An 18,206-nucleotide genomic window follows, 5' to 3' on the forward strand; every position below is an offset into this window, starting at 1 on the left:
TGGTGGCCTACGTCAAGGACCTGTGGACCAAGCAGGTGAAGCGACCCGACGGCTCAGCTGAGCGGGTCAGGACGCCGCGGTACGGCAAGGGCAAGCGCTGGCTGGCCGTCTGGGACGACCCGGACGGCCGGGAACGTTCCGAGGCCTTCGCCCGGAAGACCGATGCCGAGAAGAAGGCGTCCGCCGCGTCGGCGGACGTGGCACGGGGAGACTACGTCGATCCCCAGGCGGGGAAGGAACTCTTCCGCGACGTCGCGGCGCGCTGGATGGCATCGCGGATGATCGACCCTGCCACGATGCTGCGCTATGAGAGCGCCTACCGCCTGCACGTGATCCCGACGTTCGGAGGCAAGCAGCTCAAGAGCATCCTGCCCTCTCATGTCCAGACCTGGATCAAGGACCTGAGCACCCGTGTCGGTCCCTCCACGATCCGCACCGCCTTCCTGGTTCTCCAGGGAATCCTGGAGCTCGCCGTCGCCGACGAGGCGATCAGGAGGAACCCAACCAAGTCCCCCATCATTCAGGTCCCCAAGCTCGACAAAGAGGAGATCACAGCATGGACCGACGAACAGGTCCACGCCGTGATCGACGCACATTCCGATCGGTTCCGGCTGATCCCCATCGTGGGTGCCGCCTGCGGATTGCGCCGGGGAGAACTGTTCGGGCTGGCCCTTGAGGACATCGACTTCGACGAGATGACCGTCAAGGTCCGCCGCCAGATCAAGAACCTCAACGCGAAGTACGTCTACGCCCTCCCGAAGAACGACCGAGAACGAATCGTTCCACTGCCCGACTGGGCGGCCCAGGCGATCCGCATGCACATCGAGAGGTATCCGCCCCTGGTCTACTCCCTCCCCTGGGAGAAGCCAGAGGGCAAGCCTCGTACCCACAACCTGCTCTTCAGCACGAACGACGGCGGGTTCATCAAGCAGCGCAACTTCAGCGAGAGCTTCTGGAAGCCAGCCCTGGTCAAGGCCGGGCTCATCCCCGTGCCCAAGAAGGACAAGAGGCGTCGCAAGCGCTACGCGACCACCCGAAGGGAGGGCATGCACCAACTGCGGCACTACTACGCGAGCGTCATGCTCGCAGGTGGCGTTTCCGTCCGGGAACTGGCCGAATACCTCGGCCATCACGACCCCGCCTTCACCCTCCGGGTCTACGCCCACATGCAGGCGTGCTCCCACGAACGCGCACGCAGAGTGATGGACGATCGGCTGTTCCGTCCGCGTGCGGTCATGCGGCCGGTCAGAGAGTCCGCGCAGTGAGCACCCATCCCGTTTCACCGGCCCCGCGACGTGCGTCCACACGCTCGCGGGGCCGCTCTCGTTCCTCCAAGCCGAAGGTTACGCAGGCCATGTCCGACCGAACCGCTGCCGCACCGGCCGCTCCGGGTGACGCGTTCACCCGGAGAACAGTCACCGTCACGCTCGTCCTCATCGCCGCGCTCACCTTCGCATTCAGTTTCGGCAACATCTGGAACCTCGGGCTGCGGCTGGGAGTCGAACCGTGGCTGGCCCCGCTGATCGGGCCCGCCGTCGACCTGTCAGTAGTCGGACTCCTCGTGGGCATCCGGTACTGCACCATCAACGGCGCCAGTCCAGTCCGACTTCGACCCGCCCGGGTCCTGCTCGTCTTCTCCGGCCTGACAACGCTGGCCCTCAACGTGGCCGAGCCTGCGCTCAACGGCGAATACGGCAAAGCGTTGTTCGACTCAGTCGGACCGCTCCTTCTTATCGGCTGGAGCGAAGTCGGACCCAATCTCCTCCGCGAGATCCACGCGCTCCGATCGGGCGCACCCCGGCTCCAGAGTGTCGAGTCCAAGGCGGACATCCAGCAGCGTGAACGACTCGCCTCTCAACCCGTTGATGAGGAGCACCTGGTAGCGCTCGCTCGTCTCGCGGACCAAACCCATCGAGAGACGTACGGCAGGCCGATCTCAGCCGACACACTGCGTCGTGAACTCTGCATCAGCACCGCCAGAGCCAGAACCGTGGCAGCGCAACTTCGTGAGAGTCACGGAGCCTCCGCTGGATGAGTGCGACTTGCCATTCGGGAAGTCCGACTGCCCGTACCACGATTCGATTATGCAGCCGCCCGTAGCGCCTTCGAGACTTGTCGGCCCTGCGATGTAGCGTGCATCAGCATGGTCGTCGATCGCTCCGAATGCGGCTGGTTAACCGACCGCAGGCGTCCCTGTCAGGCACAATCCGTGGCGGAGTGGCATACCCATTGGCCCAAGCAGGAGAATCCCGGCCGATGCAGGCGCCACCTCAGCGACGCTGATCGTGCCGTCTACGAGCGCTGTAAGGCAGAGGACGAACAGGTAGCGGACGCAGAGTGGGCAGAACGCGAACCGGCGTTCTCGTCATGGCCGGTTCCCGATGAGATCGCGCGTGTGGCCCAAGAGGGCAGGACGGCGGAAGACCCAGAGTCGGCAGCCGAGCGAAGCCCGCAGAGTTGGCATAACGGAAGGTGTGCGATTTGCGATTCCAGCCCGCGAGCCCTGGTGTGCGATCATGATCACGAAACAGCACTGGTTCGAGGGTTCCTCTGCCCTCAGTGCAACGCGATCGAGCCGCGCCGAGGCGGGCCCTTCGACAAGTACCGCGAGCGGCCCCCGCCGAGATTCTCGGAGTGAGGATCAGATACTACGACCCTGTCCGAGGTGAGCGTCTCGATCCGCCTGGAGACTTCCGGCCGTGGGAGGGTCATCGTCCCGCCCGCTGTCAGGCGTGTGGTGCCCCCGCTGGTTACGAGTGCGACTGCCCACCCATCTTCCGTCTTGACCCGGACACTCTTCTCTGGGACTTCATCGGCACAATCGTCAGCGCCGCGGCACTTCAGGTAAACGGCATCCAGCATCACATCCGAACAAACTTGAAACCCGCCGACAGTCCTGAGACGCATTTCGCTAGGGACATGATGCTCAACCCGAAGTTGGACTTCGTCGCCAGCCGCTGGTTCGGGGGACCGGATCAGGTGTCGGCACTTGGGCCACGTTTTCCCCGTTCTTCCTGGGCGGCGTCCAACTACCGACACCTTCTGCCCGACACGGAATCGGAAGTCACCATTCACGTTTCAGCCGACCTGATCGGCTCGTTGGTCGCGGCCTTGGGAGAGGCCGGGCAGTTCGCTATGGCAGCCAAGGATCCCGAGCTAAGTTATCGCTGCCTGACTGCGACGTCGGGGTTCGGGACTGCTCTCGCCGAGCGTGCAGGCACGCGATGGCCGGACGTAAAGGTCCCTGCCTCGGTCCTGTATCAGGCTCGCTACGTGCTGCATCGCGTCGCCGATCACATCCAGCTCAACGAATGGACCCGCAGCACTAACGAGCGCCAGGAGTTAAACGAGGAACTTGCGAGGGCGTTTCGCCAGGATGCCATGCGTATTGATGTTCTTCTGCAATCCCTCCCTGAACCGCGACCGCCCGACCTGCCAGATGCGGCGTAGCTCCTGGTCGAGAGGCGTAGTGCCACCTGGGCCACTCTCCATAGATCGTGACCCTGAGTAGTCGAACTCCTTCTGGTCTACGCCCCACATCCACACCGCTCCATCTCTCTGGCGGAACAGCGGCGGAACAGGGCCGGATTTGATGATCCAATCTCAGGCCGCGAACGCTCCAGAGACCAGCTCGTCGAAGCGCTCCAGATCCTCCGAGGGGCGGTCGATGCCACGCAGTGGACCATGATCCACGAGGTGCGCTTCGACGTAGAGTCGGGCCACGAGTGCCTTGCGTGAGCCGTACCCGGCCCGCTCTTCCCAGCCCGCCTGCTCCAGCAGCAGAGCCGCCGAGTAGACGTCAGCCATGAGCTGGGCCAGCGGAAACAGCCGTGCCTCCGCCACCGAGGCGTCCAATGAAGACCAGGCGGTGATCGCCTTGCGGAGGTCGTCGATTCGGCCGCGGACGAGGTCGGCCGTGGCCGAATCGCTCGACGGAGCCTGGTCGACAGCAGCGGCCAATCGATCGAGGAATGGCTCGTGGGCGTTCTCGCGGAGCATCGCGCGCCGTACGTCGAGGCAGAGGATGTTGTCGCCGCCCTCCCAGATCGGGTTGACCTGGGCGTCGCGCAGGAGGCGGGCCACGGGCCACTGTTCGATGTAGCCGTTGCCGCCGTGGATCTCGATCGCGTCGACGGCCGCGGTGAGGCCGACGCGGGCGCAGCGGAGTTTGACGAGCGCGGGGGCCAGGCGGAGCGGGGGGCCGCAGTGGCCGTCGAAGGCGAGGGCCTGGGCGGCTTCGGACTCGACGACGAGTTCGGCGAGCTTGCGGCGCATCAGGGGCTGGTCGGCCAGGGGCTTGCCGAAGGCCTCGCGGGTACGGGCGTAGGTGAGCGACTCCACCAGGGCTCTGCGGGCGATGCCGGCGCCCATCATGGCGATGCCGAGCCTGGCGCCGTTGGTGAGCGCCATCATCGCGGCCAGGCCGCCGGAGCCGTCGGCCCCGACCAGCAGGAACGCCTCGGCGTCGTCGAACTCGACCTCGGCCGACGCGACCGAGCGTGTGCCGAGCTTGTCCTTCAGCCGCCGGATGCGCACACCGTTGCGTGAGCCGTCGCGGCGCTCCCACAGCACCAGGAACGGCGCGACCCCGCGCACGCCGTCGGCCGCGCCTTCGGGCTTGGCCAGCACGACGAACGCCGAACCGCCCGCGTTGGAGGCGAACCACTTCAGCCCGGAGAGCGACCACGCCTCTCCCTTGCGTACGGCCGTGGACTCCATGGCGCCGAGGTCGGAGCCGCCGGTGCGTTCGGTGAGGAGCTGGGCGGCCTCGCCCGAGTGGTACCCGGCGGCGAACAGCTCGCGCACCCTGGCCTTGACGTCGTCGGGCGCGTGGCGCTCGGTCAGTTCGACGACCATGTCGCCGCCGGTGCCGAGCGCGCAGGCCATGCCGATGTCGGCCTGGTCGAGCAGGTAGCTCCAGGCCGCGCCGATCGCCACCGGGTCCGCTCCGGCGGCTCGGGCCGCGGCGGCGTAGCCGGGCGAGGTGACGCTGTCGGCGAGGATCGCGCTTCTCGCCCGCTCGAAGGAGTACGGCATGACGACGCGGCTGACGTCGCGGCCCCATCGGTCGTACTTCTCCAGCTGGGGCGGGTTGCGGTCGGTCTCGCGTGCCGCCGTCTCGACCTCGCCGCTCATCAGGGCGCCGAGCCGTTCGAGGTGCGGCGTGGCCCAGGCCAGTCCGGCCTCGCCGAGGTGGCGGTGCATGAGCCGCTGCAGTGTGGGGTCGCAGTGCCACCAGTTGAGCCCGGCGGCGCCCTGGTAGCGGTCGGTGTCGTAGCGCCTGGCCTTGCCGGGCGTCGCGAAGGGCAGGCGGTCGGCGGGTTCGAGGAGATAGCGCGACATACTCCGGAGTGTTACATATAATCGACACGCGATGGAAGAGCGTAATACGAGGCCGCTGACGGCCAGATCGGTCGTGCTGAGCACCCTGCTCGGCTGCCATCCGCCCAGGCTGCGGGCCCGTGCGCTGGTCCGGGTCGGCGAGCTGTTCGGCATCGCCGAAGGCACCGTGCGGGTCGCCCTGTCCCGCATGGTCGCGACGGGCGACCTGCGCCAGGACGAGGGGCACTACGCGCTGACCGAGCGGCTGCTGCACCGCCAGGCGCGCCAGGACGAGAGCCTGTCGCCGCACACCAGGGCGCACTGGGACGGCTCCTGGGAGCTGGCGATCGTCACGGCCGAGCGCAGGGCGCCCGCCGACCGGGCCGCGCTGCGCTCGGCGATGACCGCGCTACGGCTCGGCGAGCTGCGCGAGGGCGTGTGGATGCGTCCGGCCAATCTGGTGCGCGAGTGGCCCGAGATCGTGAGCGAGCAGTGCACCCTCGTCGAAGGGCGTCCGCACGACGACCCCGCGGCGCTGCTGTGGGACCTGCCGGGCTGGGCGGAGCGCGCACGCGGGCTCGGCGAGGCGTTGCGGCGGGCGGGCGGCCCGGCCGCGAGGTTCACGGCGGCGGCGGCCGTGCTACGGCACCTGCTCGCCGATCCGCTGCTGCCCGCAGCCCTCCTGCCCGGCGACTGGCCGGCCGACGACCTGCGCGAGCGCTACACCGCCTTCGAGACAGACCTACGCGAGATGCTCAGAGCATCACAGCTTGCTTAGCTAGCATCACAGCTTGCCCAGCGAGCATCACAGGGGCATCCCGTAGATCACCCTTCTGTTCCTGAACTCGGTGACGCTCCACAGCCTGCCCGCCTTGACCGTCAGGTCCTCGGGCCCCACCGGGTACGGCCGGACGGTCCTGCTGCCGTCGGGCGAGCACACGACGAGCTTGCCGTTGGCCCCGGCGCCCGCCGCCTGACTGAGGTACCAGTGGCCGTTCTGCGAGAGCGCTCCCTGGATCTTGGCGTCGGGCAGGGTGAAGGCGTCCCTCGGCGTGCCGGAGGCGGGCTCGCCGCCGGGCGTCAGGTTCCAGCGGGCGACACGGCCGCCGGGCGCGTTCTCCAGGTACTCCCCCGCCACCAGCGCGTGCCCCTGCAGCGTGCGGTCGACGGCGACGAAGGAGAACCTGGCGCCTGGCGTCGTCACCTTCCACGCGTCGACCTGCGGGATGGCATAGCGGTAGCCGAAGCAGTGGAACTTACCGCCCTGCCTGCCGATGATCGTCGGATCGCCGAGGTCGTTCTGGCCGGTGCGCAGGTCGTAGATCTGGTTCATGTCGAACACGCGCAGGCCCCTGAGCGTGTCGGCGACATAGAGCAGGTCCCCGTACCAGGCGATGCCGCCCGCGTGGATGTCGATGGGGCCGTAGGAGCCGTCGGGCTTGGCGGTGACCAGCAGGGCGTGCTGGTAGCGCAGCGACTTGGGGCTGAGGAAGCTGATCCTCGCGCCGCGCTCGCCCGCCTCCGGCTTGTAGTACCAGCTGATCGCGAACACCGGCACGCCGACGGCGCCGGAGTCGGCCTCGCAGGTCAGGCCCTGCGGGTACCAGTCGGCGGTGTCGTTGTCCTTGGCGTCGAAGCCGTACCACTCGGCGGGGCGTTGCCTCATCGAGCCGAAGGCCGTGGTGGCCGGTCTGCTGAGGGCCTTCCTGTTGGCCTGTGCGAGCACCGCGTGGACAGGAGCCGCCCCCAGCTCCTTGCCCATCGTCGACGCGCCCTCCGCGAGCGTTCCGGTGGCGCGCTTCAACGTGAACGCCGTCCCGTCCGCCGCGACCATCCCCCGTGCCATGATCCGCCCTCCTTTGCCGACTTATGGGGACAGCTTGACGGAAGGGATGGGTCATCGCCACTGATGCACGGGTTCTCCGGTCAGCGCGTGCTCGCGGTAGGCGCGTACCAGCTTCTCCCGGTCGCCGCCGAACCTCTCCAGCGCCTCCCGCTGCCACACGGCCCCGGTACGGCCGAGCCTGGTCCGCTGGGCGATCACCTCCAGCGCCGAGTCGACGTCGCCGGGCTCCACGCCCGCGGCCAGCAGCGCGGCACGCGCCTCGGGCAGCAGGCTGAGCACCAGGTCGGCGGCGCTCATCTCGCCCTCGCGGCCGGGCCAGGTCATCCGCGCCTCCATGCCGTGCATCGCGGCCCGGTAGAAGTTGCGGTAGGCGTGCTCGAAGGCGTAGCCGGACAGGTCGCACGACTCGGCCGCGAGGGTGAGGCCGAGCAGGAAGGCGCTGTTGGCCGCCATGTCGGCGCAGGTCGGACCGGCGGGAAGGGCGCGCATCTCGATCCGCAGGTGCCCGCCGTCCGCCGGGTCGTACACGGGCCTGTTCCAGTGCCAGACCGTGCCCTGGTGCAGGCGCAGCTCGGCCAGTTCCGGCACCTCGCCCCGCCGTACCTGCTCCAGAGGGTGCTCCTCGCCCGCGACGACCGGCATGATCGGGCCGTACTCGCGCACGTAGCGTTCGAACAGCTCGAAGGCCCCCTCACGCACCCAGCCCGAGCCGAAGGTGACGCGGCTTTCGGTACGGTGCAGCCGTTCGATGTCGCGGTCGTCGGCCGCCTCCTCGAACAGGGCGATGCGCGTCTCCTCCCAGAGCCTGCGCCCGAGGAAGGCGGGCGAGTTGCCCGAGACGGCGAGCACGGGGCCGATGGCCAGCTGCGCGGCGTTGTACAGCGCGGCGAACCTGTCTGGCGGCGTGCGCAGATGCAGCTGCCAGGAGGTGTTGGCGCTCTCCAGGATGACGTCGGCCACCTCCAGCTCCAGCTCGTCCTCGGCGCCTTCGATGCGCACCACGAACGGTTCGAGGCGAAGGCGCCTGATGCCACGGCTGAGCGCGCGGTAGCGGCGTTCGTCGGTGATCGCCTCCCGGGTGAAGTCGCCCGCGACCAGCGTCGGCAGGATCCCGATCGGTACGGCGCCGCCGCCCAGCCCCTCGGCGGCCTCGTCCACCCGGTCCAGCATCATGGCCATCTCCTCGCCCATCGCGGCGAAGGGACGGCCCGCCAGCGGGAGCGGGGTGAGGTTCACCTCCAGGTTGAACCGGCCGAGCTCCAGCACCACCCGGGGGTCGTCGACCGCCTCGCGCACCTCGGCGTTGCGGGGCATCGGCAGGCCGTCGGCGTCGACGAGGAACAGCTCAAGTTCTGCGCCCAGCGTCGTGGGCCCCTGGCCGAAGCCCGGCCTGGCCAGCAGTTCGCGCAGGGCCACCAGCGATTCGTCCAGGCGTTCGGCGAATCGGGCGTACTCCTGCTCGGTGAAGCGTTCCTTGTCCAGTTCCTCTCCCATAACCCGGCTTCTGTCCCGTTGAGGGCCATCCACACCTGCATTACGCTCGGCAGATGCGCGCGGTGGTGTATGACGAGTTCGGCGGGGCCCTCGAATGGCGTGAGGTACGCGATCCGAAGCCGCCTGCGGCGGGTGCGGTCATCAAGGTCGAGGCGACGGGGCTGTGCCGCAGCGACTGGCACGGCTGGCGCGGCCACGACCCCGACATCAGGGTCTTCCCGCACGTGCCCGGCCACGAGTTCTCCGGTGTCGTGGAGGCCGTGGGGCCCGATGTGCGCCGCTGGCGTGCCGGTGACCGGGTGGCGGTGCCGTTCATCTGCGCCTGTGGTTCGTGCGCGGCCTGCGCGACGGGCGACCAGCAGGTCTGCGAGCGTCAGACGCAGCCCGGTTTCCACCATTGGGGGTCGTTCGCCGAGTTCACCGCGATCGACCATGCCGACGTCAATCTGGTCGCGCTGCCCGAGGAGCTGTCCTACACGACGGCCGCGGCGCTGGGCTGCCGCTTCGCCACCGCCTTCCGTGCCGTCGTGCACCAGGGCGCGGTACGGCCGGGCGAGTGGGTGGCGGTGCACGGGTGCGGCGGCGTGGGGCTGTCGGCCGTGATGATCGCGGCGGCGGCGGGGGCCAGGGTGGTGGCCGTCGACATCTGCTCCGACGCGCTGGCGCTGGCCGAGCAGGCGGGCGCGACCCACTTCGTCAACGCCTCCGACGGCGACTCGGCCGCCCAGGTACGCGAGCTGACCAGGGGCGGCGCACACGTCTCGCTCGACGCGCTCGGCCACCCGGCCACCTGCGCCGCCTCGATCGAGGGGCTGCGCCGCCGGGGCAGGCACGTCCAGGTGGGCCTGCTGCCCGGCGGCCCGACCGGCGTGCCGATGAACCTGGTGATCGGCCACGAGCTCACCCTCATGGGCAGCCACGGCATGGCGGCGCACGCCTATGGGCCCATGCTGGAGCTGATCAGGGCGGGCACGCTGCATCCGGACCAGCTCGTCACCCGGACGATCGGCCTGCGGGAGGCGGGCCCGGCCCTGGCCGCGATGGGCTCGGTGCCGGGCGTCACCATGATCGTCCCCTAGTCGTCCCGCCCGTCCAGGCGGCGTACGTTCAGGCCCGTGCCCCAGCGCTCGACGGCCAGGTCGTCGGCGAAGGCGAGGGCGCGCATCATGTTGCCGCCGTCGGTGGCGTCGACGCTCTCGCGCAACCGGGCGCGCAGCGGTTCGGCCATCTTCGCCGTGCCCGCCTCGATCGTGTCGCCGTAGTGCGGCGCGCAGGCCAGGGCGGCGAACCCGGTGCGCCCGAGCAGCGCCGGCAGCGTACTGGCCGAGTAGAACATCAGGTGGTTGCGGGTGAACCCGCTCCAGCGCTCGCCGTACGCCTTGAGCAGCAGGGACTCGGCGTTGACGGTGAGGATGAGCAGCACGCCGCCGGGCGCGAGCAGCGAGCGGAACCGCTCGAAGTCGGCCAGCGGCCTGGGCAGATGGGCCAGTACCGACCACAGCGTGATGACGTCGAACCCTCCGGCCGCGATCTCGGGCACGTCCTCGGGCGCGCCGAAGTACGTGCGCGCCCGCTTCAGCCTGGCATTGGCCGAGGCCACCGAGTCGGGCGACAGGTCGACACCGTAGGCGTCGAACCCTCTGTCCTCGGCCAGTTCGAGGAAGAGCCCGACGCCCGAGCCGAAGTCGAGCAGCCGCCTGCCGGACCCGTCGGTGAACACCTCGCCGAACGCCTCCATCGTCAGGCGGTAGCGGCGCTGCCTGCTGAGGGCGTAGTCGCCGGTCAGGAAGGCGCTGTAGCCGCCGGCGTAGAGTTCGCCGAGCCGCTCGGGCCTGATGTTGGGGTTGCGGTAGAGGAAGCCGCAGGCCGGGCAGCGCACCACCCGGTAGGTCCAGGTCCTGCGGCCTTTGCCGCCCGAGGGGCGAAACAGCGGCTGCTGGCGGGTCTCGCCGCACATCGTGCAGCTGAGGAACTCCTCGATCGGCTCGGCCCTGACCTTCTCCCGGTACTCCTGAAGGCGCAGCACCGGGGCCCGGCGCAGCAACAGGCGCCATTGGGCCTCGCGGATGCGGCGCTCGCCGGGCCGGACGTAGACCCGCTGCCCCCAGGGGACGTCGTCGTAGCGCGAGCCGTACAGCAGGCGTCCTGCTGTTTTCTTGATGGAGAGCATGGCTACCTCGCAGGTTCTGTCCCCCCGAGCGTTTGCCCTCCTTAGATGGCGTTATGCCGGTAATTGTTCGGCTATGTCGCGGGTTTGGTCGGCGATCTCGCGTTCCTCGTCCGTTGGAACGCGCAAAACCGAGATCGGGCTGTCGTCGGCCGACAACACCGTCTCGCCCCTGGCGTTGCGGCCCGCGTCCAGGCGCACGCCCATGCCTTCGAGGCCGCGCAGGGCCAGCGCCCTGATCCTGGCGTCGTTCTCGCCGACGCCCGCGGTGAAGACGACGGCGTCCAGACGGCCGAGCACCGCGAAGTACGCGCCGACGTAGCTCCTGACGCGGTGGCAGTACACCTCGACGGCCAGCCGTGCCCGCTCGTCGCCCGCCTCGTGCAGCCGCCACACCTCGCGCAGGTCGCTGGCCCCGCACAGGCCCAGCAGGCCGCTGTCCCTGTTGAGCGCGTCGTCGATCTCCTCGATCGTCATCGACCGCGTCCTGGCCAGGTACGCGGGGAGCGCCGGGTCCACGTCGCCCGACCTGGTGCCCATGACCAGGCCCTGCAGCGGCGTCATGCCCATCGAGGTCTCCACACTGCGCCCGCCGCGCACCGCCGTGGCGCTCGCCCCGTTGCCCAGGTGCAGCACGATCGAGTTCACCTCGGCCAGCGGCCTGCCGAGCAGGTCGGCGGCACGGCGCGAGACGTAGGCGCATGAGGTGCCGTGGAAACCGTACTTGCGCACGCCCGGCCAGGCCGGCACCGCGTAGGTGTAGGCGGCGGGCGGCAGGCTCTGGTGGAAGGCGGTGTCGAACACGGCGACATGCGGCACATCGGGCAGCGCCCGGCGCGCGGCCCTGATCCCGGCCAGGTTCGCCGGGTTGTGCAACGGCGCGAGCGGCGACAGCTCCTCGATCGCCCGCTCGACCTCGCCGTCGACGAGCACCGGATCGGCGAACCTGTCGCCGCCGTGCACCACGCGGTGCCCCACCGCGCCGATGTCGCCGAGCGACAGCTCCGCCAGGGTGCGCCGGATGCCCTCGTCGTGGTCGCCGACCTCCTCGACCAGCCCCTTGGCCAGCACCTTCGCACCGTCGAACACCTGGTACTTGATGGAGGAGGAGCCCGAGTTCAGGACCAGGATCTGCATCAGCCCTCCTGGGCCTGGATCGCGGTGATCGCCACCGTGTTGACGATGTCGTGCACGGTCGCACCCCTCGACAGGTCGTTGACCGGTTTGCGCAGCCCCTGCAGGACCGGCCCGACGGCCACCGCGCCCGCACTGCGCTGGACCGCCTTGTAGAGGTTGTTACCGGTATTGAGGTCGGGCACCACGAACACGGTCGCCCGGCCCGCCACCGCACTGCCCGGCATCTTGGCATGCGCCACATCGGCGTCGACGGCCGCGTCGTACTGGATCGGCCCCTCCACCAGCAGGTCGGGCCGCTTGGCCTGGACGATGGCGGTCGCCTCCCGCACCTTGTCGACGCCGCTGCCCGAGCCCGAGGCGCCGGTCGAGTACGACAGCATCGCCACCCTCGGCCGCACGCCGAACTGCGCCGCCGTGGCCGCCGACGAGATCGCGATCTCGGCCAGCTGGTTCGCGTCCGGATCGGGCACCACCGCGCAGTCGCCGTAGACCAGCACCCGATCGGCCAGGCACATGAAGAACACACTGGAGACCAGCCCGAGACGGAGCACCTCGAACGAGGGCCTGATCGTGTGCGCCGTCGTGTGCGCCGCTCCCGAGACCATCCCGTCGGCCAGGCCCTGCTCGACCATCAGCGTGCCGAAGTACGACACGTCGGTCACCGTGTCGCGGGCCAGCTCCACCGTCATCCCGCGATGGGCCCGCAGTCCCGCGTACGCCTGGGCGAAACGCTCGCGCAGCCCCGGGTCGAACGGGCTCAGCACCTGCGCCTCGTCGACCGCCGCCAGGCCGAGCTCGGCCGCCTTGGCCCTGATCTCGCGCTCGTCGCCGAGCAGGGTCAGCTCGGCCACACCGCGCCGCAGCAGGATGTCGGCCGCCCGCAGGATACGCGGCTCGGCGCCCTCGGGCAGCACGATGTGACGCCGGTGCGCCCTGGCCCGTTCCAGCAGGTCGTACTCGAACATCAGCGGGGTGACCGCGATGCTCCTTGAGATGTCGAGCCGTCGCAGCAGCAGGTCGCCGTCGACGTGCGCGGCGAACAGCTCAAGGGCGGTGTCGATCTTCACCTGGGCGTCCGGGGTGAACCTGCCCTCGACGCCGGACAGTGTGATCGCGGTGTCGAAGGTGTCGCCGTCGGTCGCGATGATCGGCACCGTCGACGCCATTCCGGCCAGCAGTCTGTCCACCGAGTCCGGCAGGTCCATGCCGCCCGTCATGACGATCGCCGCCAGGGACGGGAAGCCCGGCGCGGTGTGCGCGGCCAGCAGACCGGGCACCACGGCCGCCGCCCGGTCCGACGGCACGATCACCGCTACGCCCTCGCTCAGTCTGTCCAGGATGTTGGGCAGCGACATCGCGCCCACCATCAGCGCCTCCACCTCACGCCCGACCTGGCGCGCGTCGCCGTACACCAGGCGTCCGCCGCACGCGGTCTGCAGGTCGCGCACGGTGGGCGCCTGCAACCCCGCCACCTCGGGCAGCACGAACACCGGCGTCGCGTGCTCGATCGCCGGACGCGACGACGCCCTCGTCACCACGACCGCCACCTCCCACGCGTGGTCCTCGGCCAGCTCCTTGGCCGACACCTCCACCGCGGCGGCGATCTCCTCGGGGGTACGGCCGAGCCCGCTGACCACATTGAGGACGGGCGTGCCGAGATGGGCGGCCAGATTGGCGTTGAACTCGAACTCGGTCGGCGCGCCAACATCGGTGTAGTCGGTGCCGATCACCACGACGGCCGCGCACTTCTCGGCCAGCGCACGGTAGCGCGCGACGATCTCGCCCACCGCGCGCTCGGGATCGGCGTGCACCTCCTCGTAGGTGACACCGGCACAGTCGGAGTACGGCAGGTCGATCTTGAACCGGGAGCGGGCGGTGTTGATCAGGTTGTCCTCCACGCCGCCCCGCACGACCGGCCTGAACACCCCCACCCCCCGCACCTGCCTGGACAGCAGCTCCAGCACCCCGAGCGCCACCGTGCCCTTGTTGCTCCGGGCATCACCGGCCGCGACATACACCGCACGCGTCATGCCCCCATTGTCCTCCGGCTCGCGCTTGACCTTGACCCTTACGTCACCCTCTGGCTTCGGCGGCATGAACAGTGTCGGGATACGCCTCGTCAGACCCGTGCGCGGGCGGCCGCGCCTCGCGGACTTCGCCGTCGCCGACGTCGTGCTCCCCGAGCCGGGGCCGGGGCAGGTGCTGGTACGCAACCGGGCGTTCGCGTTGCGGGCGGCGATGCGGACGTTGATGACGGGCGCGGGATACCAGGCGGGGGCGGCGAGGTGGTGGCCGGTGACGGGGAACCGGGCACGCTGGTGGCGCATGAGCTGGGGTGGCGGGATTACGCCCTCGCCGACACAGATACGGGCGCTGCCGGTGGACGCCGATCCCGTGGCGCACCTGGCACAGCCGGATGTCGCCTATGTCGGCCTGGTGGCGGCGGCGCGGCTCCAGGAGGGCGACACCGTGCACGTCACCAGTGCGGCCGGGTCCATCGGGTCGGTCGCGGGGCAGCCGGCCAGGCTCATGGGGCCGGGCGCGTGGTCGGCAGCGCCGGATCGGCGGCCAAGGTGCGCTGGCTGACCGACGAGCTCGGCTTCGACGCCGCCTTCGACCACCACGACGCCGACGGGCTGAGCACGGCCGCGCCCGACGGGATCGACGTGTGCTTCGACACCGTGGGAGGCGCCCAGCTCCGGGCCGCGCGTCCCGGCGCCAGGTTCGCGCTCTGCGGGGCGCTGGCCGCGCAGACCTCGCCGGACGGGCCGGAACCGGTCGAGCTGGACCCGTTCGCGGTGATCGGCGAACGCCTCACGCTCACCGGGTTCACCCCCGCCGACCATCCCGACGTCGTATGGCGAGGCCGCGAGGAGGTCGCACGCCTGCTGGCCGAAGGGCGTCTCGTCCTGCCCGTCACCCGGGCCCCCGGTCTGCGGGCGGCTCCGCAGGCCCTGCTCGCCCTGCTCGGGGGCGCGTACCGGGGTACGGTGGTGATCCAACTCGATCCGTCGTGAGCGGAGTCCCGGCATGATGTTCGCCGACCTGCTGGACCGCGAACTCCCCGCCCGCTTCGCCGTACGGGGACCCGACACCTGCACCGAGGCCATGCAGGTCGCCACCGAACGCCTCCGCACCCTGAACGACCGCATCCAACACCTGACGGCCCTGCACGACCGGTTGGCGGAACGGCTCGCCTCGTACGGGCTGGGTATGTTCCGGACGAAGCACCGCCTGCCCCGTGAGGAGGTGGTGGCTCTAGGCTCGGAGTATGGAATATGTGCGGCTCGGTAGGACCGGGATGAAGGTTTCGCGGGTCTGTCTTGGGATGATGAGCTACGGCGATCCCGGCAAGATGGCGTGGACGTTGCGGGAGGATGCGGCGGAGCCGATGGTGCGCAGGGCCGCCGAGGGTGGGGTGACCTTCTACGACACGGCCGACATGTACTCGGCCGGAGTGAGCGAGGAGATCACCGGCAACCTGCTGCGCAAGATCTTTCCCAGCCGTGAGGACTACGTGCTGGCCACCAAGGTGTACTTCCCGGTCGGCAAGGCGATCAACGACGGCGGCCTGTCGCGCAAGCACATCCTGGCCGCCATCGACGCCTCCCTCGCCCGGCTGGGCACCGATTACGTGGACCTGTATCAGATCCACCGCTGGGACGACGAAACGCCCATCGAGGAGACGATGGAGGCCCTGCACGACGTCGTGAAGTCCGGCAAGGCCCGCTACATCGGCGCCTCCAGCATGTACGCCTGGCAGTTCGCCAAGGCCCAGCACGTGGCCGAGCGCAACGGCTGGACGGCGTTCGTCTCGATGCAGAACCACCTCAATCTTCTGTACCGGGAGGAGGAGCGCGAGATGAACCCGCTCTGCGTCGACCAGGGCGTCGGGCTGATCCCGTGGAGCCCGCTGGCCAGGGGCAAGCTGGCCAGGGCCGGTCGGCAGGAGGGCGAGGCCACGGCGCGCAGCGGCAGCGACGGGCGCATCGACGCCCTGTACGACGCCGACAACGACGCGCTCATCCTGGAGCGGGTGGCCCAGGTGGCCCGCGAGCACGACGTGCCCCCGGCCCAGGTGGCCCTCGCCTGGCTGCTGCGCCGGCCCGGCGTGGACGCGCCGATCGTCGGGGCGACCAGGAACGAGCACGTCGACGACGCGGTCGCCGCCGTGGACCTGCGTCTGACCGATGACGAGATCGCCTTCCTCGCCGAGCCGTACCTGCCCAGGCCGGTGCGGATGTAGCCGTCGGCATTCTGGGCGGAGCCGTTCGGCCGCTACCTTCTTTGGCATGCGCTGGCGAGGGATGTGGCTCGATGCTCTGTTGGCGGTTTCCGGCGTCGTTCTCGATCTGCTCGTGGCGGGCAAGGCGGGCGGGCGCGGGGCGCTTCCCGACGTCTGGGTGCTGCCGGTCGCGCTCGCGGTGGGCGGGTCGATGGGGTTCGTACGGCGTTGGCCGACGCCGGTCGCGTTGTACCTGGCCGGGTTGCTGGCCCTGACCGACCAGTTGGGGTGGTTCACCTCCAACACCGTGCAGATGCTGACGTGTGTGGCCGTGGGGGTGGTGGCCTTCACGCGGGGGTGGCGTGAGCTGGCGGTCGTGGCGGGGGCGGCGCTCGGCGCGACGACCCTGAACCTGGCCGCTCCGGGCGTGGTGCCCGGGGTCGCCCCTCTGGCCTCCAGCGCGGGTGTGGCGCTGCTGCCCGCCGTCGCGGGGCTGTACCTGCGCAGGCCGGCGGCGCGGTGGGCCGAGCGTGACGTCACCGCGGATCTGGCGCTGGCGATGGGCGGTGTGGCCCTGGCCGTGCTGAGCACCTGGACGCTCTGGGACGAGGCCAGCCAGCCGGTCTGGGTGGTGGGGCTGTTCGTGGTGCTGAGCGGGCTGTCGCTGGGGGTGGCCAGGCGCTCCCCGGCGGTGGTGTTCGTACTGCAGGCGGTGCTGCTGCTGGCCGTCGAGCGCTATCTGCCCTCGGCGCTGCAGACGTGCATGGTGATGACGCTGATCTCGGTGGGCGTGTTCGCGATGCGGGTGGGATCGTGGTGGTGGACGGCGCTGGTGTACCTGGCGGCGTGCTTCCTGTCCGCCGCGGCGGTGGTCGACGGGCAGACGACCGTGACGCCGTTCCGCGTGGTGGTGCTGATGGCGCTGGTGGCCGCGCCGGTGGCGATCGGCAGGTACGCCGGGGCCAGGCAGGCGGCTGCCGAGGCCGAGCGCGCGCATGCCAAGGCCGCGGCCGAGGCCGAACGCGCCACCGCCAGAGCCGCGACGGAGGCCGAACGGGCCAGGGCCGAGGCCGCCGTCCAGCAGGCGCTCGCGGCCGAGCAGCAGGCGCTGGCCCAGGCCAGGGCCGACCGGCTGGCCGAACGCGAGCGCATCGCCCGCGAGGTGCACGACCTGGTCGCCCATCATGTCGGCGCGATGGTGATCAGGGCGGGCGCGGCCGGCTACGCGGTGCCCGAGGGCCCGGCCGCCGAGGCGCTCAGCGACCTGCGCGCGACCGGGCGGCACGTGCTGGAGAGCCTGCGCGGCCTGCTCGACACCCTGCACGAGCCCGGCCCCGTGCACGAGGCCGACCCTTCGGCCGCGATCGGCGAGGCCGCCGCCCGGATGTCGGCGGCCGGGCTGCTGGTCGACCTCGACCTCGACCCGGCCGCCGAACGCGCTTCGGCGGCGGTGCGCACGTCGGCGGCGGGCATCGTGCGGGAGGCGCTCACCAACACGCTCAAGCACGCGGGGCCAGGCACCCGGGTCGGTGTCGCCGTCACGGTCGCGGCCGGGTGCGTGCGGGTGCGCGTACGCAACGACGCCCCCGCCCGGCCGGGCGACCGGCTGCCGTCGTCAGGCCGAGGCGTCCCCGGCATGACCGAACGCGCCCACGCCCTCGGGGGCACCCTGACCGCGGGCCCGACCGAGGACGGCGGCTGGCTCGTCACCGCCACCCTCCCCTGCCCCGACCTGCCACCCTGCCCGGACCTGCCGCACCCCGCCCCGGCACACACCGGCAAGCCATGCGCTGACCTGCCATGCCCGGATCCCGCACACACCGGCAAGTCGTGCACCGACCTGCCGCGCCCGGATCACCCCCGCGCCGACCAGCCCGCCACGTCCTGAGCGGCGTATGAGCCGCGCCTGGGCGCCCCGCCGGACACCCCGCCGTGCCGCATGGGCACGGCGGGGCGGCCGGGGGGCGCCGCCCCGCCGTACGCGGGGGTGCCGCTGGGGACAGCAAGCTGTCCTC

General features: G+C 70.5%; 17 protein-coding genes. 11 read left to right on the forward strand and 6 right to left on the reverse strand.

What is annotated here, in order from left to right:
- Positions 1-2 precede the first annotated feature (2 nt).
- The 4 genes from ACTWNK_RS29715 to ACTWNK_RS29730 all read left to right on the forward strand — a co-directional run bounded on the left by ACTWNK_RS29715 (position 3) and on the right by ACTWNK_RS29730 (position 3,450).
- Positions 3-1,265, forward strand: a complete 1,263-nt coding sequence (locus tag ACTWNK_RS29715) for a tyrosine-type recombinase/integrase (RefSeq protein WP_474307853.1) — start codon at positions 3-5, stop codon at positions 1,263-1,265.
- An 89-nt stretch (positions 1,266-1,354) separates the two neighbouring features.
- The gene (locus ACTWNK_RS29720) at positions 1,355-2,035 is read left to right on the forward strand and encodes a DUF2637 domain-containing protein (protein WP_474307854.1); all 681 of its coding nucleotides are present in this window, start codon (positions 1,355-1,357) and stop codon (positions 2,033-2,035) included.
- Positions 2,036-2,143: 108 nt separating this feature from the next.
- On the forward strand, positions 2,144-2,638 hold the full coding sequence (locus ACTWNK_RS29725; protein WP_474307855.1) for an endonuclease domain-containing protein: 495 nt from the start codon (positions 2,144-2,146) through the stop codon (positions 2,636-2,638).
- 281 nt (positions 2,639-2,919) lie between these two features.
- On the forward strand, positions 2,920-3,450 hold the full coding sequence (locus tag ACTWNK_RS29730; protein WP_474307856.1) for a hypothetical protein: 531 nt from the start codon (positions 2,920-2,922) through the stop codon (positions 3,448-3,450).
- A gap of 153 nt (positions 3,451-3,603) precedes the next feature.
- On the opposite strand, the gene ACTWNK_RS29735 is transcribed toward ACTWNK_RS29730, so the two are convergent.
- The gene (locus ACTWNK_RS29735; RefSeq protein ID WP_474307857.1) at positions 3,604-5,343 is read right to left on the reverse strand and encodes an acyl-CoA dehydrogenase family protein; all 1,740 of its coding nucleotides are present in this window, start codon (positions 5,341-5,343) and stop codon (positions 3,604-3,606) included.
- A 31-nt stretch (positions 5,344-5,374) separates the two neighbouring features.
- On the opposite strand from ACTWNK_RS29735, the gene ACTWNK_RS29740 reads away from it, so the two are divergent.
- Positions 5,375-6,100: a PaaX domain-containing protein, C- domain protein gene (locus tag ACTWNK_RS29740; protein ID WP_474307858.1), complete on the forward strand. Its 726-nt coding sequence runs from the start codon at positions 5,375-5,377 to the stop codon at positions 6,098-6,100.
- Positions 6,101-6,127: 27 nt separating this feature from the next.
- Here ACTWNK_RS29740 and ACTWNK_RS29745 read toward each other — a convergent pair whose 3' ends face one another.
- Both ACTWNK_RS29745 and ACTWNK_RS29750 read right to left on the reverse strand, forming a co-directional pair.
- Entirely contained in the window at positions 6,128-7,168 is a 1,041-nt protein-coding gene (locus tag ACTWNK_RS29745) for a hypothetical protein (protein ID WP_474307859.1), read from the reverse strand.
- A gap of 51 nt (positions 7,169-7,219) precedes the next feature.
- Positions 7,220-8,662, reverse strand: coding sequence for a glutamate-cysteine ligase family protein (locus ACTWNK_RS29750; protein WP_474307860.1), 1,443 nt, complete (start codon positions 8,660-8,662; stop codon positions 7,220-7,222).
- A 53-nt stretch (positions 8,663-8,715) separates the two neighbouring features.
- Between ACTWNK_RS29750 and ACTWNK_RS29755 the strand changes: the two genes are divergently transcribed.
- A complete protein-coding gene (locus ACTWNK_RS29755; protein ID WP_474307861.1) occupies positions 8,716-9,741 on the forward strand; it encodes a zinc-dependent alcohol dehydrogenase family protein in 1,026 nt (341 codons plus the stop codon).
- On the opposite strand, the gene ACTWNK_RS29760 is transcribed toward ACTWNK_RS29755, so the two are convergent.
- From ACTWNK_RS29760 to pta, 3 genes are read right to left on the reverse strand one after another with little or no spacing between them, the layout of a single operon-like run.
- Positions 9,738-10,832, reverse strand: coding sequence for a class I SAM-dependent methyltransferase (locus ACTWNK_RS29760; RefSeq protein ID WP_474307862.1), 1,095 nt, complete (start codon positions 10,830-10,832; stop codon positions 9,738-9,740). The genes ACTWNK_RS29755 and ACTWNK_RS29760 overlap by 4 nt on opposite strands.
- A gap of 51 nt (positions 10,833-10,883) precedes the next feature.
- Positions 10,884-11,966, reverse strand: coding sequence for an acetate/propionate family kinase (locus tag ACTWNK_RS29765; protein ID WP_474307863.1), 1,083 nt, complete (start codon positions 11,964-11,966; stop codon positions 10,884-10,886).
- Positions 11,966-13,996, reverse strand: coding sequence for a phosphate acetyltransferase (pta, locus tag ACTWNK_RS29770; protein ID WP_474307864.1), 2,031 nt, complete (start codon positions 13,994-13,996; stop codon positions 11,966-11,968). The genes ACTWNK_RS29765 and pta overlap by 1 nt, the downstream gene beginning before the upstream one ends.
- A gap of 64 nt (positions 13,997-14,060) precedes the next feature.
- Here pta and ACTWNK_RS29775 point away from each other — a divergent pair, with 64 nt between their 5' ends.
- From ACTWNK_RS29775 to ACTWNK_RS29795, 5 genes are read left to right on the forward strand one after another with little or no spacing between them, the layout of a single operon-like run.
- The gene (locus ACTWNK_RS29775) at positions 14,061-14,552 is read left to right on the forward strand and encodes a hypothetical protein (RefSeq protein ID WP_474307865.1); all 492 of its coding nucleotides are present in this window, start codon (positions 14,061-14,063) and stop codon (positions 14,550-14,552) included.
- Complete coding sequence (locus ACTWNK_RS29780; protein WP_474307867.1) at positions 14,510-14,983, forward strand: zinc-binding dehydrogenase; 474 nt, start codon at positions 14,510-14,512, stop codon at positions 14,981-14,983. Before ACTWNK_RS29775 ends, ACTWNK_RS29780 begins: the two co-directional genes overlap by 43 nt.
- Before the next feature lie 13 nt (positions 14,984-14,996).
- Positions 14,997-15,260, forward strand: coding sequence for a hypothetical protein (locus tag ACTWNK_RS29785; protein WP_474307868.1), 264 nt, complete (start codon positions 14,997-14,999; stop codon positions 15,258-15,260).
- A complete protein-coding gene (locus ACTWNK_RS29790; protein ID WP_474307869.1) occupies positions 15,238-16,212 on the forward strand; it encodes an aldo/keto reductase in 975 nt (324 codons plus the stop codon). The genes ACTWNK_RS29785 and ACTWNK_RS29790 overlap by 23 nt, the downstream gene beginning before the upstream one ends.
- A gap of 46 nt (positions 16,213-16,258) precedes the next feature.
- Positions 16,259-18,079, forward strand: coding sequence for a sensor histidine kinase (locus ACTWNK_RS29795; protein WP_474307870.1), 1,821 nt, complete (start codon positions 16,259-16,261; stop codon positions 18,077-18,079).
- Positions 18,080-18,206 lie beyond the last annotated feature (127 nt).

The sequence above is a fragment of the Nonomuraea sp. IBHARD001 genome (assembly GCF_056106265.1).